The organism is Rhizobium etli CFN 42 (assembly GCF_000092045.1).
GTDB classification, from domain to species: Bacteria; Pseudomonadota; Alphaproteobacteria; order Rhizobiales; family Rhizobiaceae; genus Rhizobium; species Rhizobium etli.
Map to the genome: position 1 here is coordinate 2,065,038 of NC_007761.1, position 15,843 is coordinate 2,080,880.

Sequence of the window (15,843 nt, forward strand, 5' to 3'; positions counted from 1 at the left end):
GGTGATGTTTGAGCTTATTCCCGAAGATGTGCCGAAGGTCCTAACCGAATTTCGGCGCATCGGCACCAGACTCCCGGTTCCGGAAAGCGTCGCAGTACTTTCCGAAATTTTCCGCAACGAGCCCCCTTCGGTTCTCACCCAATTCCCAACCGTCTGGACGAGAGCCTCAGGATCGCAAATCTTCGACCCTTATGGAAACATCTGGCTTGACTGGACCTCCGGGGTTATCGCCGCCAATCTCGGTCACGGATCAGAAGCAGTCGGTGCCGCCATTATCGAGGTTGCTTCGAGACCCCTCCTTCACAGCTATGTCTACCCCACATTGGAACGGGCTGCCTACCTCAACATGGTGAAGGAGGTTTTGGGATACGAGAAGGCGCTGCTGTTGACCACCGGCAGCGAGGCAGTCGAGGCAGCGATCAAGATTGCGCTGCGTAACGGCGCCTCTCGCGGAAAAGAAAAGATCGTCAGCTTCGACTATGCGTTCCACGGCCGCACGATGGGCGCTCAATCGGCCGGCGGCATCGCCGCACAGCAAACATGGCTCCCGCAAAATAGCAGGACATTCACCCGAATTCCCTTTCCTGCGAGGGACAGTGTCGCCGATGGTTTTGATCCCGTCGAGCCACTGAGCAAGCTCGAGGAGGAAGGAGGCGGCGTCGCCGCGGTTCTGATTGAACCCTACCAAGGCAGCTCACTCAAGGTGGCGGATAAGGCGGCCGTCGCGAATATCGAAAAATGGTGCCGAGCCCACAATGCGTTGCTCATCTGCGACGAGGTGCAGGCGGGGTTCGGCAGAACGGGTCGCATGTTTGGTTACGAATATCTGAACATTGAACCCGACCTCGTTTGCTGTGGCAAAGGGATCTCGAACGGCTTCCCGATGGCCATGGTGCTTTGCTCGAACGAGGTCGTGCGCAACTTCAATCTCGGAGAACTGTCGAGCACCCATTCCGGAAATCCATTAGGCCTGGCTGCCGCGACAGCCGTCCTCAACGCATTTACGAATTCGAACATCCTCGCGAATGTCACGGCTCGCAGTGCACAACTCTTGGAGGGGCTGCATGCCATCTCTGCCGAATTCCACCCGCACATCGAGGATGTTCGGGGCGTCGGTCTGGCTGCCGGCTTGGTCTTCAAAGACCCACGTATCTGCGCTCTTGTCGCGAAGCGCTCATGGCAATCGGGCCTCTTGGTGTTTGCGCCGATAGGCCGGGAAAAGACCATTCTCAAGTTTACGCCACCGCTGTCGATTTCAGCCGAGCAGATTGCCGACGGCCTTCTGGCTCTTCACGGCGCTGTGTCCACGGTCGTAGAAACCATCGGAGGTCACGAATGAAGTTCAAATACAAGGCGGTCATCTTCGACCAGTACAGCACCCTGGTTTGGGAGGATGCGGCCAACCCCTTCTACGATCGGGTGGCATCCGACCTGGGAACAGATGTCAATGCGTTCCTCACGGCCTACAAGTCGCTCGGAACGGCAACGATGTCGGGAAAGATCGTCAGCATGGGGGAGCGAGTCAGTGTCGCCGCCCAGATGGCGGGATTTAGCGGCTCCAGCAAGCTCGCGCATGAAATCGGTGAACGTCATCTCTATCTGTGGCTGCGCAGTATCCGCATATATGACGACACGCACGCTGCGCTCGATCTCCTCCGCGGTAAGGGATTCAAACTCGGTCTGCTGAGCAACGCTTCAAGCTATTCGGAACACATCCTGTCGATGGCCGGATTGCGTCGCCATTTCGACGCGACAATTCTGTCCTATCAAATCGGGCAGATGAAGCCGGCCACCGAGGCGTACCGGTTCACCGCGGAACTGCTCGGCGTCCGCACGGAGGATTGCATCTATATCGGGGATGGAGGTGACAACGAGTTGGCCGGGGCTCACGGCTGCGACATGACCACGGTGCTCTTGGACCGAAACCTGAAACATACGGAATCCGCCGCGGCGGACGCGGATTTGCGGGTTTCATCGCTCTTGGAGGCTGTGAATGCCTGCTTCACCCTGCAACGGGAAGACATGTTCATACCCGCTAAAACCGCATAAGGGGTGCACAATGGCGCATTCAACACTGTGTTACGAGTTGGTGCATCAGGCCAGGCAGCGGGTTTCGAGACTGCAGAACGCCTCTTCTCGCCAGCGCGCGCTCAATTCGATAATCGACGCTGTCGGGTGCATGTTTATAGGTGCGGCATCCGCGACAAAACCGTTCGGATTAACGGAGCCGTCCAACAACGGAATTGCAGTCGTGATCGGTCGATCGACGAGAGCCGGTCCCAGCCACGCGGCGCTGCTGAACGGCTATCACGCCCACTTCCTGGATTTCGACGACAGTCTCTATCCCGCTCAATCGCATCCAACGGCTGTGATCCTGCCGGCATTATTGGCGGCGGTATCGATAAAGGAAGTCGATGCCGGCGTGTTTTTCGATGCCTTGGCCGTAGGCTTTGAATTTCAGGGATTACTCGGGGAACTCTGCGCACAACGTTTTTATGACGATGGCTGGTGGACGACCGCTTTGCTGGGAGCTCCGGCCGCCGCGTTGGCTGTCGCGCACGTCCTCGGATACACCGCAGAAGTCAGCGCTCATGCCACCGCCTTGGCAATCGCGAGCAGTTTTGGGATGAAGGGGTGCTTCGGGTCGTCAGCGAAGGCGCTGGGTGTTGGCTTGAGCGCACGCGCCGGTTTCGAAGCGGCGCTATTGGCCCAGTCCGGTCACACCGGTCCACTAGGAATTCTGGAAGACGCCAGAGGGCCGCTCGCGTTGCGAAACGTAAACGTGGCTTCCGGCCCTGACTACGGTAGAGACAGTTTATTTCTCGATGCTCCCGGTCCAACCTACAAACTTTATCCGGTTTGCACCGCGGCGCATGCGACAATCGATGCGCTCCGGCAGATTCGGGAAGACGGTGTCACGCCCGAGGAGGTCGAGAATATCACCGTGCGCGTGAATAAGTATGTCGTGTCATGCCTTACCTTTGCTCGCCCGAACAACCGCGAGGAAGCGCAATTCAGCCTTCCATTCTCCGTGGCGTCCGTCATGGCAAGAGGGACGGTCGGGCTTGCGGAACTCGATGGGGATTTCATCAATTCCGAGCAATTGAGGCGCTGGTTCTCGAAGATTTCGATCGTTGAAGATCCGTCGGTTGGCATCGGAAGCACGAGTGAGGGTTCAGGCCAGGAGGCCGCTGTCGTCGAGGTGTATACCCCTCGTGGTCGTCATGAGAAACGTGTAGATCACGCCAAGGGCCAGACGCTGAATCCTCTGTCTCCACAGGATCTGGAAGAAAAATATCTTTCACTTGTTTCGGCAGCATTTTCCTCCGATGTAGCGAAGGATACGCTGACAACTCTGAAATGCCTAATTGACAGCACCAACGTTGAGAAAACATTGGGTACACTGGTCGTTTGATGATGGTGCAGGGGGTTGTTTGAGCGTAGAGGTTTTCTTTCTTGTGCTGCTGTCGGCAGTCATGCACGCTGCGTGGAATAGTTTAACAAAGGTCAATATAAGGCCTTATCTGGCCCTTGCCGCTCTCAACATCATCGCCGGTCTTTTCGCGTCGGTTGCGCTGGTGTTCATTGGCCTGCCTCACGGCGGATGGCTCCTTCCGGCGATCGCCGCTTCCGGTTTGCGGCAATGCTACTACCTGCTGATGGCGAAGGCTTATCAGGGCGGCGATCTAAGCCAGGTCTACCCGGTGGCCCGCGGGACAGCGCCTGTTCTGACAACCATCCTGGCCATTCCTCTCCTCGGCGATCACATGTCGATCACGAGCGTCATCGCCCTGTGTCTGATAATGGCAGGCGTGATGATTGTCGGTCTGGCGAGATCTGCTGGCTCCATCACGACCTCGTTCAGCCCCCTGGCCCTTGCGCTCGCTGCAGGTGCTACAATCTCCTGCTTTACCATGCTGGATGCATGGGGCAGCCGCGCCGCCTCCTCGGCCATTTCCTATGGATTGGTAGGAGCTACACTCGACGGCGTGATTTTCCTGGCTATCTATGCCTTGTTCCTAAGGAAGGAACTGCCCGAGCGCTACATAAGTGCGAATGCTCTCCAATTGGCCGCTGGATCGCTCTTCGTGATGGCTTCGTACGTCATATCGGTATGGGCTGTGACGGTTGCGCCGGTAGCGCTCGTATCGGCGCTGCGAGAAACCAATATCCTTTTTGGTCTTCTGATCGCGGTTACGATACTCAAGGAAACGTTGAATCGGAGTAAGATGATAGGCAGCTTTGCAATATTGACAGGGCTGGTTTTGTTGCGGCTAGCCTAGGCGTAGGCGCGATCTATCACGCACGCGGAATCGGCGGTGCCGTCCTCCGAGGTGGAGGCCAATGCGCTATGGCAAGTTTGCACTGATTGAACACTACGAGAATTTCATCAAGAAGCAGTTGGAATCTGGCCGCCACAGTAGGTTGTTTGATCGGCTGAGGCGAGGTCCATGATTGGAATATTTTGCCCGCACTTTAGAGGCCAGCCGCTTCACGGGTGATGGCAGCCGGAGAGGTGTTGTTACCAAAACTAAATCGGTGGGCACCTTGTAAAGAGCCAACTTTGAGGTCGATTTGCCCCGAACGATAGTTGTAGGTGAAGACGTATCGTCGCCCCCTGATCGTCACCCAACATGTTCTGGCGAGTTGGCCGTTTCGTTCGTAAACTTCAACTTTATCGATGGCCAAATTGAGCAGGGCTCGTACCGCATTCGAAAGCGCCTTGGCAATGAACTTGTCGATATCCTTGTCGGATCGCAGATGCCGCGCCATGGCTGCTCCTGAATGCGGTGAAAAATTCCCAAATATTACAAGTTTATGTTGAATTTCTCCAGGCGGCATTGTCAAGTATACGTGCCAATATTCTTCTTGGGAGCGGGAGGCGAATTTGCATTTAATCACATTCTGCGACGGCACTTGGAATACACCGGATCAGATGGATGACGGTTTGCCGGCTCCAACCAATGTGGTGAAGCTTCGCTACGCGCTGGCACCCGCGGACCAAACGGCCAAGAACAGCGGATTTATTACCACAAAGGTGTCGGCACCGACGGAGGATGGTGGGACCGGATTGCCGGGGGCGGCATGGGCGAGGGGCTCGATAAGAACATTATGAGCGCCTACAACTGGCTGGCGCGCAACTATGAGCCGGGCGCAAAAATCTGGCTCTTCGGATTCAGTCGTGGCGCCTATACGGTGCGGAGCCTCGGCGGGATGATATCGCGGTGTGGTCTGCTGAATGCGAAAACCTTACCGAGCAGGAGATTTGGGCGGCGGTTGAGGAGTTATTCGCCAACTACCGCCTGCCAATAAAGGAAGCCAAGCCAGTCACCGCAACGAAGAAACTGCCGTTCCACGGCGTGGCGAGCGGCCAGATGACCAAGCATTCCATGCCCATCCATTTTATCGGCGTCTGGGACACGGTCGGCGCGCTGGGTGTGCCCAATGACATGGCGCTCCTCAATCTCATCGACGATCCCAGCAAACACAGTTTTCACGATACCGACCTGAGCCCCATCGTTGCGAATGCCCGCCACGCCGTGGCTATTGACGAAAGGCGTGAAAGCTTCATCCCGACCCTGTGGACGAACGTGGACGATAATCCCAATGTGCGGCAGATCTGGTTCCCAGGCGTTCACGGAGATGTCGGCGGCGGATACGGCAGGCCTGAGTTATCAGATGGTGCGCTCGTTTGGATGATCGACGAGGCCAAGCAGCTCGGCCTGAACTTCCGGGAGAACATTGCCAGCCAAATGGTTGCAAACGAGTTGGGGCAATTGCACGATTCCGTCACGGGCGTGTTCAAATCCCTGAAGACGCGGCCCCGCGACGTGCCACTCTTTGCTGCGGACAGTCCCCTTCTTCACAAATCGGCATTGGATCGCCACACGAATCCGCCCTTAGCGCAGGGTGACTATTGGAAGACGCGCCGGCTCGACAAGGGCACGCCGGTCACCGTCGACGTTTTCGCGGCCGAGCGATGGAATTTCACCGGCCTGTATTTGGAGGCTGGGGTCGAATATCGGTTCTCCGCGGAGGGGGAATGGATGGACAGCAGCATTCCCGCTGGACCTGCCGGAACGGACGACGGCAAATTCCATCTCGGCGAGGCCGTCCAGATGGCTTCCTCCATCTGGGGCAAAGGCGAAGCGCTTTACAGCAAGCTGACCGGCAATCATCAGATTGACTTCTGGTACACCCGGCGCCAGGAGGACGCCAAGTGGTTCTCGCTGGTCGGCGTCGTCGCCAATGGCGTGTTTCCGACCGCCGACTCGGACGAGAAGCCCAACTATTCGCCGCATGAGGTTTTCATGATCGGTGACAAGGCGAGCTTCACACCCGCCAAAAGCGGATATCTATACGCCTTTGCCAATGATGCCTGGCAGGCCTATGGCAACAACCGCGGCAGCGTGCGGCTTACGGTGGGATGGCAGTAGTCCATCCATACCGGTGAGCGGCTGGTTGACGCGAGACGCTCCAGCCGGAGTCGGCCGGAGCGTCGGCAGTTGGATATGAAGGTAGGGCGTATCACTGTGACTGCCGTGAGGCGGCCGCCTGTCCGCAACGAAGGAACTGTTGCTGCAATTTCAATTCTTTTTGCAGTAATAAAGCGCAACATAGGGAGGAATACTCTCCAGGGGGTAGCTTAGACTGCCTCCTCCAGAAATCCTGACGGCGGTAACTGCCTTATAGTTAGGATTGTTATTTCTCAAATAGCCATCTGGCGTGTCCATGTCCAGTGTCGGTGGGGTGACAGCGGCAATGGTTATCGATTCTGTACCACCTGTGGATTTTACCATCCCTGTTGGCGGTGCATCGCTTTCATTCGTGAACACCGCGTAGGATTTAGTCACGCCAGGATTGGTGGGATGTCCCCCCGCGCCGATAATAAACCTACCGCCTGCTGCGTCGAAGGCGCTCCAAGATCCGCCTGCAAGATCGCGGCATTCGCGGGTTGACGCTATGACCAGTCCCGACGGAATATCAATGACCACCCATTTCTTTATTGCCGCCCATGTCACAGCGGCAGTCGCCAAAATCGTGGCTGTTATGACGCCTGCAATGGCTACGCCGACGTTCTCGATGACCTTGTTTTTGACGCCTTCCCAAAAACCGGGTTTTCGATCCGCATCCGACCTCAGTCCGTTGTTAGTATCGCCATTATTCATTTTCCCCTCCATGTTGATGACGTTGCGTTTTAGTCTCGTTGCTGTCGTTTTTTGAGGCTCATCGGATAAATCCGCTTTCGGCGCATTGAACGTGGTCTCGGCACTTCCCGTAGATCGTACGACGCCGGTTTGGGAGACGTCGTTCATCGAGCCGGCTTCTGTGGAAGCCTTTTCGAAGGCGTTGCGTTCATTCTCGCCAATATTGGTCATCCAGCCGCTGCGATAGATATCGCCGGCCCTCGCGACGATTGCAGACTGCAAATAGACGCCATCAGGCGTCCGAAATTCCGGATTCTTGAGAGCATAAGTGGCTAGCGACGTGGCCCTTGCGGCCAATGTTGATCCCCGCCCGGCATCGGTCTCCAACAGATCCCATGCCAGGCGCATGGCGTCAAATCCGTCGTGCCCTTCGGCCCGCAGCATATTCGCTGCGGCGATCACGAGGGCTCGTGATGGAAACGGGGGAATTTTTCGGATCTCAATTTCGTTTTCCATCAACCGCCTCCACGCATATTTCGACCAACAATATCTCAGATAGCAGCCTTGTCATCGTGCCGCATCAACGCGTGCATGTTCATCTGCACGAATTCAGCCCGGGGTGGCTGGTGTCGAGAACGTCTGTCTTCCCTCGGCTGGGAATGGATTGGCTGAGCGGCTTCAGCCGATGAGAAGCCGCATCGCCAGGATGTAGAGGAGGATCAAGCCCAGAATGCCCGACACAAGTCGGGCAATCAGGCCAGTCACGGTCAGCAGCGACTGGAGCACTAGCAGCAGCGCGAGGAGGATCAGGATCACCATGAGATTTCGAGCTCCGGATACTCGGTGGTGATGGCGGGCCGCAGCGCGTCGCGTTCGATGAACGTCGGACGCCATATGTAATGGAACTGCTCCTCATCAAGCCATTCCTCCAGGGCCTTGGCGGCATCGGTGTCGGACAGGTCGAACGGCTGGTCCTGGACGATGCGGTACTGGCGCAGGCCCCGGAAGGCCACCTCATCGATGCCGGCAGCGACGGTCGCCGGAGTGAACAGTTGGTTAGCGTATTTGGTCCTGACATTGGTGGCCATCAGGAAATTGCCTTCGGCGCGCTTCATTGGAAGGCCCTCCCCAGGTAGGTATCGGTGATCTTGAGCCGCCCGTGGCCGAGTTCGGCCGAGATCTGCCGCCGGGCGGCACGATCGGCGTCGCGTTCGCTGGTGGTCATCTCCTTCCAGGTCTTGCCGCCCGCGAGCGGGCAGGCGAGGCCGGTGAGCGCTTGGTAGCGGCGCTGCGCATAAGCGTGGCGGAACCCGTGGGTGTTGCGCAGTCCGGCCTTGTGGGTCTGGTACTCGTAGCGTTTGAGCTGTTCGACATAAGTGAGGTCCGGCGGAATCAGCGAGCCCTGGCCTTGGACGAGGGCCGCGATGTGGTGGAGGGTCTGGCGCTGCTCGAGGGTGGTCACGGGGATGGTCCGTGAGCGGCCACCCTTGGTCCAGCTGCCCTGCAGGCTGATATGGTCAGCGCGCATGGCGACCTGCGGGCGGAACTTGATCGCCTCTTCGCGGCGCAGGCCGAACGCGACCTGCAGCAGGAGGGACGCCTGGATATGCGGGCTTTCGATGGCCTGGAGGCGGCTCTGGTCGAGAACCTGGGCGCGGTTGCGCGTGACCTCGCCGCGTTCGGCGACGCCGTAGGCGGCGTTGTCGCGGGAGACCACGTTAGGTTTGCCGATCTTCTCGGCCCACCAGCGCAGCCAGGTCAGCCGGTTGCGGATGCTGGCGTCGGTCTTGTCTTCGTTCAGCCATTTCTCGACAAGGGCTTCGACGTGCTTCGGTTTGAGCGAAGCCGCGGTCGGCAGTCGATAGCCGAGTTCGAGGAGTTCTTCGGCCATCGCGGCAAGGCCGCGTTGGCGGTTATTTTGGGTGCCGTAGGCGCCGTCCCGGTTGCGGCGGCACACCCGCACCAGGTCCATGGTCAGATCGTCCATCAGCCTCGTTTCCTTTGTTCAAGGCGGTGAGTGTTGATGGCCGATGCCTGTCCTTAGATCAGGTCACCCCGCGAAAAGACATCCGCGGCGGGGGCCAGGGAATGCTGTTTAGTCTCCTTTCATGCGGTAAGAGCCGTCCTGAGCCAGCCGGGCGGCTGGCCGAGTGGGTTTGCCCTGTTGGGCGGCCGGCGGCGGTTCGGGGAACCGGCGTCCGGGGTGGCGCCGCCGCGGCGGCGCTCGGATGGTATGAGCATGCATAGTGCTCTCCTGTTGGGTGGGAAAAAGGTCGGGTGAGATGGATCAGGCGTCTTGCTTGACCGAGCGGGATAGTGAACGAGGTCGCCTGATAAGTGCCAGCGTGTTGCCTAAAAAATGATGCCGCTTCGTTCCGATCGGAACGGGCGTCATTTGTCGGTCACGTGGGATCGTTTGCGGGAAAATGGCTTCGGTAGTGGGCGAGGGCGGGTCCGTCACTCCCCAATGGGATTGGCGAGTGACGGACCCGCCGCCGTCCGTACGGTCGGACATGTGATGTCCGACCGGTCCCGCCGCTGCTTTGCGCCGGGTGCTCCGCTCGCTGGCGATGGGCTTTCGGCAGGGGTGGCACCCTGATCCGCCTCCGGCGTTGCGCAAGTCGTGTGCCGCCGCCTATCGGCGGTCTCCCGAGCACAGACTGGCGCGACGCCGGGTATCGGCGGATCGGAGTGGGGCCACCTTCCGATGGTTGGCCCATCTGGTTCGCGGGCAGGGCGCGGCTGCGCGCCGCTTGGCGGGAGTGCGGACGGCTGACTGATGTTGTTGGGTGATGTGGGAATGGAATTGGTGGGGAAGGCCTTCCCCTGTCTGCAACCCGCGGGCGGTTTTACGCCACCCCTTCTGCGGGAGACCCGCAACGCCCCACGATAACGGGACCGAGCACCTCTTGTTACCCTATAAATTGACGCCGGAACCAAAACGCGCTACAAATCACGAAAATGAGAATTTGTAGCACGGAGATCGCGGTATGGCCGATGAAAAAACAGAAATAATTCGGGCGCGAATTGATAAGGCCACTAAGGCTGATTTTGAAGCTATTGCTACCTCATTCGACAAAACCCCCTCGGATCAACTAAGAGAGCTTATTGAAGAATTCATCGGAAAATATGCCGATCGGATCGACGATAGGGTGGTTGTGCATATCTATCAGCCAGCAAAATACGACTATGGCGCTTGGCGAGTGACGGTCAAGCTACGAAACCCTGGGGAGGGGCTTTGGCATGGGTCAGAAATTCCATTTCCGCTGCCAGAGTTGCCAAAGCGGCGAATCGCGAGTGATCCCGAGTACGTAGCGATAGTCGTACGGAATAATGAGATCGACTTAGGAGGAAAATTCGTATTGGGGGAGTGGCGGGGCCACATCTACACCAACGGCGTTCCTGAGAACGAAAATCCAACACCGCTTGAAATGGTGAAAGAAGAATTGTGGCGGACAGTGATTGAAATCATCGACCGCTTCGGACGGAAACCCAATCAATAACGCGCGGTTTGCTGACGCTTGAAGGCGTGCCGCGAATAAATAAAATTGCAGGTTCTTGTATTGCTGTGAGATATTGGGCAATCATTGGTTGCTTCATATTCCGATCTTCCTGATAGGCCCCTGAAAACGAGACTAGAAGTTGATGGCCACCTCCTTTAATGACGCATTTCAGGATCAAGGTATCGAGCTTAAGCCCACTGCTCTGCTTTACGGGACACTCACCGCAAATCTCTTCTTTCTCATAGCTACTTACATTGGCATTGCGGCAGCTCCTCCAACGTTCTTAGTGTCTATACATGAGAATATTTCAGCTATATTTTCAATTCTTTCGGGGGACAATATCAGTCCGCGAAATTAATGCTGCTGTGTGGTCTGATATGCACGATAACATTATTTAATGGGTCTCTGATATACATTAACTTCTACGTGATTCGTTTCTGGAACAAACACTTTGTTACAGCATCAGACGAGCAATTAATGTATGCATTTCTTTTAACCCATTCGATCACCTTTGTCGGTCTTATTCTTGTGCCTCAGTGCTGGTACTATGGATTGCCTGCTTTATATTTTATGATTTCCATGTTTTTGATGCAAAAGAAGCGCAGCGTTAATAAAGCGTTGGATGCTATTTCTGGCGTCTCAATAGAAAATAACATTGTATTTATGAAGGCTAAGAATAACCGCAAAGTCTCGGATCTTGGCGCAACAACGAAGCGTGCCGCAATCAGGGGAATTCACCGCAATTTCTGGTTAAAGGGGTTGCTTTTTGGGGCCCCGTTGTTTGTTACAATCGCGATTTCCCACGTTTTGAGAGGTTACAATTCCGGGGAGTTTAGCGGCGTATTCACCGGGATATACATAGGTCTATCATTCACAATAATTCTATTTGGCTGCGGCGGGATGATGCTGCGAGCGTTACATTCTCTTCCAAACATGGACAGCCGAATCGAGAAAGAGGATCACGAGTATTTTTTGAGAATAACAAGATAGCCTTCTCCTAACGGAGAAGGCCTTTTTTTTCGAGAATGAATGCCACGACTGCAAAGCAGATGGCACCGCCTATGAATGGCGAGAAGATGATCAAAAGCTTTAGATGCTCCATGTGACGCCTGTTTGTGGTTGAGCGACTAAGACAATATCACAATCACAAGGTTAGAAAAATACCTTTCGATCAAGTACGTTTTAAGTCCGCTTTGCAAAATGACAAGATCTCATTTCAGGTAATACAAAGCCTTACGGCTATTTCACGGCGATCGTTTGCAGTTACTCAGGCCGAATGGTTCAACATTGCAGAAGGTTCCGAGACGCGGACCGTCGCATCGCCATGAGGGCACCCACCAGGCAATGGGATCGCGAAAAGTTCGAAAGGTAAAATGTCTGTGAACAACTCTCCTCACGCCCTTCTTTTTTCATCGGCTCTTAAGGGGAAGACATAACGAAGCATCCGAGAGCATTTGCTAGGCAGTGGCTATATGATGACGCTGATCGCCTGGGCAGCATTCGATATTGCCCTGTGAAGGATCTGCCTACCCGCCAATTTGTCCGTCTTTGTCGATGCTTTTGAGTCTGGGTTCCGGGGTGACCGTCTCTCCCTCACGGCCTGGTGTGGTCGGGCTTTTGCGTCGTGGCACGTCCCCGTCAATCTAGCTGCCCGCTCCCTTCGCTGCGCTCCCGTGTTGCCGTTGACGGGGACCGGCGCGTGCCGCGCCTCGGGCTTTACGTCGCTGTGAGATCCCGACCGGCCGCAAGGGGCGAGCCGGGTAACCAACGGGAGAATCCCAATGACGACCGAAAGTAAACGACCCTCTCACGAGGTCTTTCACATCGAGGGTGAGGGCAAGAAAGCCTTCTGGACCAAGATCGGCGGTGCCTGGACGCACGACGACGGCTTCACTATCAGCCTCAGCTGCCTGCCACTGAACGGCCGGCTCGTGGTCCGCAAACCGAAGCAGGATGATAAATCGAAGGGAGACGCGCGATGAGCGCGTCCACCCTTCGCATCCGCCAGCTGAACGACCAGCTGCGCGCGTTCCCGTTCCCGCCGCGTGGCGAGATGGTTCTCACCAGTGGTGTGGCCGGCCTGTCCGGACACGATCTCGGCGCCGTGCTGCATCAGGTGAGGACCTTTGATGCCTTCAGTGCCGACAATGATCCGCACGGCGAGCATGATTTCGGCAGCTTCGTGCACCGCAGTGTACGCTACTTCTGGAAGATCGACTACTGCGATCGTGACAAGACCTACGGCTCGCCGGATCCGGCCGATCCTGCCGTCACTTGCCGGGTGCTGACCGTGATGCGGGCTGATGAATACTGATGCCACTAAGCCAAGGCGGCCGGTGACGGTCGCCTTGGATTCTGCCGGACCGAGAGCCCGTGCGCCGTCACCTTATTGGGCACGGGTCCATGTCATGCCGTTGTAAGGGCCGGCGTCGTTGTTTTCGGATGTGCAGTCGGCGAACGTGAGGCTTTGGGATGCGGCCTTGTAGGCGCACGAGAAGTGCTTGTCGCCCGGTATCGACACCTTAAGGATGCCGTCATAGCCCGAGGGGGCATACCTGGCCAACCTCCAACCGCCTTCCCTATAAAAGGAAGTGCCCACCCCGGATGTCGATGCCAGGCTGTCGAGCACACCCTGACCCTTGAGTTCAGGCGTGACCATGGCCCGGCCGTCCTTGAGCAGTTCGACCGTGACGGCCTGACCGTGGTCGTCCCATTGCCACTTGCCCAGAACCTGGTCGGCCGATGGCGAGATGTCCGGGTCTGGTTGAATGCGTATCAGCGTCATCGCGTTCCAGTCGCCTGGCGAGCACTCGCCGAACGTCACCTGCGTGCCGCTGATCTTGTAAGCGCAGGCGACCCTGTTTTCTTCGCGCTCACCAAACGCGATGTTGAGGATGCCCGCGTAGCTGTCGGGCGGGTTGTCCGTCGAGACGCTCCAGGGACGGCTTGCGCTCACTGTGGACGAATCCTGGTCATAGATGGAGGCCTTGCCGTCCTTCTGAAAGTCAATCGTCGCCAGGAGCCGGGTTTCACCACGCCTGTGCAGTTCCCACGTTCCCTGAAGGGGAGAGCGGTCATCGGAGCAGCCGGCGAGGACGGCGATGATGCTGGGTGTGAGTAGGGCTTTGGCAAGCGTCGAACGCATAAACGGGCCTCGTGGTGCAAATGAAGGGGATGGGGCGCGGCGGCCTCGGGAATAGCGCCACGTGGCTGACGCGAGAAAGCGATCAAACCGTACAATCCGGATAGCCGGTCGCCTTGAGGCGGCCGGCAATGCATTCAAAGCGCAGCGGATTTACTGCCAGAACACGTCGTCTTTAAGCTTGGCGCTAAGCAGTTCGCCGGTCTTGTAGCATTGCGGGCCGTCGAGCCAGCCGGTCTGCATCACGTTGAGCGTGTCTGCCTTGTTGACCTCGAATAGGGCATCGATATCGGCTGTCTTGAAGCCGTGAGAGGCTTCAAACTGGTTTATTTTCTGGTGCAGCTTCTCCATGAATTGGGCGGTCATGGGGGATTGACCCATGTAGTTGCAGCCTTCCATGTAACCGAAATGCTTGGTGATCAGGCGGTAGCGGTCCCAGCTGTCGTCGGCGCGTGCCGTACCGACGACGATGGTGCCGAGGAGGACGGCGAGTGTCAGGGTGCGTTTGAACATGGGGGGCCTCACAGGATGTCGGTTTTGATGACGCGGTAGCGGGTGACGTTCCAGCCCGAAGGAGTCTTCTGGAAATCCATGTTCAGCTCTTCGTAATACCGGCCGGGGCCGAAGGTCCGATTGTAGGCGGCGATACAGGACTGGTGCGTGTCGTCGCCCGAGCAGTTGGAGAGTTTGAGATTGGAGACGTTGCCGAGTTCGTTGGTGAGATAGGATGCAGCCACGTCGGCTGACGGGCCGTCGCTCCCGCCGAACAGCGACCATCCCGGCAAAATGAAGACGGCCGGGGCAAGCAAGAGGCATTTCCAGAACTTCGTGACCATGCGGTGACCTCAGGGTAATTTGAAAGAGAAAACCGACGTGCATTCGCTGTCGGCGGGTGGGGCTGCTTGGAGTTGGGGGAGGAGCTCCCGCCGCGATCTTAAGTCCGGCCGACGAGGCTTTTGGCGCGGATGGCCCGCAACTCCTCGTCCGAGAGATTGCCGGACTTGTGCAGCTCGACTGCGGTCTGGAGGTCGGTGAGGCTGCCGCTCGGCGGCGTGCCGTCCTTGAAGGAGCGGTAAGCGAAATAAAAGCAGATCGGCAGGCTGATGGGCCAGAGAGGCACCAGAAGCCCCGCCGCAATCCAGATGAATGTCGATAATTTAAAGGAATCCGCCATGTGTTGCTCCCTTGCGCGATAAAGGCCTGGGATAGCAAAAATCACGACTTTTGACGGTTGCGTGACCGAGAAACTGCAGACAGAGTCTAAATAGTAAGATCAATTACATAAGGTATTGCTGAAATATAAATGCTGTAACAGAATGTGAATCTACTTCTCTTGCAAAAGTCGTGATTTATGAATGTCGCGGTGGAGAGTTAATATAAAATAATACAAAGTGTTGACGACGTGTCGATTTCCCTTGTTCCTGTCGCTTTAATTGGCAGGCTACAGCAATGATATACGGCTATGCCCGCGTTTCCACGAAAAAGCAGGATCTCGCCTATCAGCTCGACAGGCTCCGAAAGGCTGGTTGCGAGCGCATCATCCACGAGAAGAAGAGCGGTAAAGACACGAAAGGGCGGCCGGAATTTCTGCGGCTGTTGGCAGGTCTCGAACCTGGCGATGTCCTGCTCTCCACAGAGTCGGATCGTGTTGCCCGGGACCCGCTCGATCTGGTTTTGATCCTCAGGGAAGTTGAGAGCGCAGGCGCTCAGCTTCGTCTTCTCGACGAACCGTACATCGACACGGCTTTCGATTTTGCCGACGTGATCGCCTATTTTCGCGGCTGGGTAGGTCGTATGCAGCGTCTGAGGATTCTGGCAAACACGGCCAATGGCCGTGCAATGGCGAAGGCTCGTGGCGTGAAGTTCGGGCGCAAGCCAAAGCTCAGTGAGCGCCAGAGGGCTCAGGTGATGGATAGGAAAGCTCGAGGCGAGCCGTGTGCGCGAATTGCGCAAGCCTTCAGCGTGAGCGAGAGCACAATTTCACGGGTACGGGGTGCAGAGCGTTAGGAATTCGCCTGCGCACCTATGACCGCATCACATCCCAAGATGG

General features: G+C 56.9%; 21 protein-coding genes. 11 read left to right on the forward strand and 10 right to left on the reverse strand.

The window, feature by feature from the left end:
• Positions 1-4: 4 nt before the first annotated feature.
• Genes RHE_RS10125 through RHE_RS10140 form a run of 4 tightly spaced genes read left to right on the forward strand, consistent with a single transcriptional unit; the run spans position 5 to position 4,283 of the window.
• On the forward strand, positions 5-1,339 hold the full coding sequence (locus RHE_RS10125) for an aspartate aminotransferase family protein (RefSeq protein ID WP_011425253.1): 1,335 nt from the start codon (positions 5-7) through the stop codon (positions 1,337-1,339).
• Entirely contained in the window at positions 1,336-2,049 is a 714-nt protein-coding gene (locus RHE_RS10130) for an HAD family hydrolase (protein WP_011425254.1), read from the forward strand. The genes RHE_RS10125 and RHE_RS10130 overlap by 4 nt, the downstream gene beginning before the upstream one ends.
• Before the next feature lie 10 nt (positions 2,050-2,059).
• Entirely contained in the window at positions 2,060-3,415 is a 1,356-nt protein-coding gene (locus tag RHE_RS31200) for an MmgE/PrpD family protein (RefSeq protein WP_011425255.1), read from the forward strand.
• A gap of 19 nt (positions 3,416-3,434) precedes the next feature.
• A complete protein-coding gene (locus tag RHE_RS10140; protein ID WP_042118396.1) occupies positions 3,435-4,283 on the forward strand; it encodes an EamA family transporter in 849 nt (282 codons plus the stop codon).
• A 193-nt stretch (positions 4,284-4,476) separates the two neighbouring features.
• Here the strand turns inward: RHE_RS10140 and RHE_RS10145 are convergent, their stop codons facing one another.
• A complete protein-coding gene (locus RHE_RS10145; protein ID WP_011425257.1) occupies positions 4,477-4,773 on the reverse strand; it encodes a hypothetical protein in 297 nt (98 codons plus the stop codon).
• A gap of 249 nt (positions 4,774-5,022) precedes the next feature.
• Between RHE_RS10145 and RHE_RS34865 the strand changes: the two genes are divergently transcribed.
• Positions 5,023-5,313, forward strand: coding sequence for a phospholipase effector Tle1 domain-containing protein (locus RHE_RS34865; protein WP_082239836.1), 291 nt, complete (start codon positions 5,023-5,025; stop codon positions 5,311-5,313).
• Positions 5,226-6,437, forward strand: a complete 1,212-nt coding sequence (locus tag RHE_RS10150; RefSeq protein WP_011425258.1) for a phospholipase effector Tle1 domain-containing protein — start codon at positions 5,226-5,228, stop codon at positions 6,435-6,437. The genes RHE_RS34865 and RHE_RS10150 overlap by 88 nt, the downstream gene beginning before the upstream one ends.
• Positions 6,438-6,587: 150 nt before the next feature.
• Here RHE_RS10150 and RHE_RS10155 read toward each other — a convergent pair whose 3' ends face one another.
• The 5 genes from RHE_RS10155 to RHE_RS34870 form a co-directional block, all read right to left on the reverse strand.
• On the reverse strand, positions 6,588-7,664 hold the full coding sequence (locus RHE_RS10155; RefSeq protein WP_011425259.1) for a hypothetical protein: 1,077 nt from the start codon (positions 7,662-7,664) through the stop codon (positions 6,588-6,590).
• A 162-nt stretch (positions 7,665-7,826) separates the two neighbouring features.
• Positions 7,827-7,967, reverse strand: a complete 141-nt coding sequence (locus tag RHE_RS33540) for a hypothetical protein (protein WP_166486900.1) — start codon at positions 7,965-7,967, stop codon at positions 7,827-7,829.
• Complete coding sequence (locus RHE_RS10160) at positions 7,961-8,263, reverse strand: hypothetical protein (protein ID WP_011425260.1); 303 nt, start codon at positions 8,261-8,263, stop codon at positions 7,961-7,963. The genes RHE_RS33540 and RHE_RS10160 overlap by 7 nt, the downstream gene beginning before the upstream one ends.
• Positions 8,260-9,135: a phage integrase N-terminal domain-containing protein gene (locus tag RHE_RS10165; RefSeq protein WP_011425261.1), complete on the reverse strand. Its 876-nt coding sequence runs from the start codon at positions 9,133-9,135 to the stop codon at positions 8,260-8,262. The genes RHE_RS10160 and RHE_RS10165 overlap by 4 nt, the downstream gene beginning before the upstream one ends.
• 119 nt (positions 9,136-9,254) lie before the next feature.
• Complete coding sequence (locus RHE_RS34870) at positions 9,255-9,389, reverse strand: hypothetical protein (protein ID WP_276328759.1); 135 nt, start codon at positions 9,387-9,389, stop codon at positions 9,255-9,257.
• Positions 9,390-10,138: 749 nt separating this feature from the next.
• Here RHE_RS34870 and RHE_RS10170 point away from each other — a divergent pair.
• From RHE_RS10170 to RHE_RS10190, 4 genes are all read left to right on the forward strand, one after another.
• Positions 10,139-10,651 carry a hypothetical protein gene (locus tag RHE_RS10170; protein WP_011425262.1) on the forward strand — a complete coding sequence of 171 codons (513 nt, stop codon included), beginning with the start codon at positions 10,139-10,141 and terminating at the stop codon, positions 10,649-10,651.
• Between the two features lie 477 nt (positions 10,652-11,128).
• Complete coding sequence (locus RHE_RS10180) at positions 11,129-11,641, forward strand: hypothetical protein (RefSeq protein WP_166486901.1); 513 nt, start codon at positions 11,129-11,131, stop codon at positions 11,639-11,641.
• Between the two features lie 791 nt (positions 11,642-12,432).
• Entirely contained in the window at positions 12,433-12,633 is a 201-nt protein-coding gene (locus RHE_RS10185) for a hypothetical protein (protein ID WP_042118403.1), read from the forward strand.
• Entirely contained in the window at positions 12,630-12,965 is a 336-nt protein-coding gene (locus RHE_RS10190) for a DUF3768 domain-containing protein (protein ID WP_011425264.1), read from the forward strand. The genes RHE_RS10185 and RHE_RS10190 overlap by 4 nt, the downstream gene beginning before the upstream one ends.
• 72 nt (positions 12,966-13,037) lie before the next feature.
• On the opposite strand, the gene RHE_RS10195 is transcribed toward RHE_RS10190, so the two are convergent.
• The 4 genes from RHE_RS10195 to RHE_RS10210 all read right to left on the reverse strand — a co-directional run bounded on the left by RHE_RS10195 (position 13,038) and on the right by RHE_RS10210 (position 14,967).
• Positions 13,038-13,796, reverse strand: coding sequence for a hypothetical protein (locus RHE_RS10195; RefSeq protein WP_011425265.1), 759 nt, complete (start codon positions 13,794-13,796; stop codon positions 13,038-13,040).
• A gap of 150 nt (positions 13,797-13,946) precedes the next feature.
• Positions 13,947-14,306, reverse strand: coding sequence for a hypothetical protein (locus RHE_RS10200; RefSeq protein WP_042118405.1), 360 nt, complete (start codon positions 14,304-14,306; stop codon positions 13,947-13,949).
• An 8-nt stretch (positions 14,307-14,314) separates the two neighbouring features.
• Positions 14,315-14,629 carry a hypothetical protein gene (locus tag RHE_RS10205; protein ID WP_011425266.1) on the reverse strand — a complete coding sequence of 105 codons (315 nt, stop codon included), beginning with the start codon at positions 14,627-14,629 and terminating at the stop codon, positions 14,315-14,317.
• Between the two features lie 98 nt (positions 14,630-14,727).
• On the reverse strand, positions 14,728-14,967 hold the full coding sequence (locus RHE_RS10210) for a hypothetical protein (RefSeq protein ID WP_042118409.1): 240 nt from the start codon (positions 14,965-14,967) through the stop codon (positions 14,728-14,730).
• Positions 14,968-15,242: 275 nt separating this feature from the next.
• Between RHE_RS10210 and RHE_RS10215 the strand changes: the two genes are divergently transcribed.
• Positions 15,243-15,800 (forward strand): recombinase family protein, encoded by a 558-nt coding sequence (locus RHE_RS10215; RefSeq protein WP_011425267.1) that lies wholly within the window; start codon positions 15,243-15,245, stop codon positions 15,798-15,800.
• Positions 15,801-15,843 lie beyond the last annotated feature (43 nt).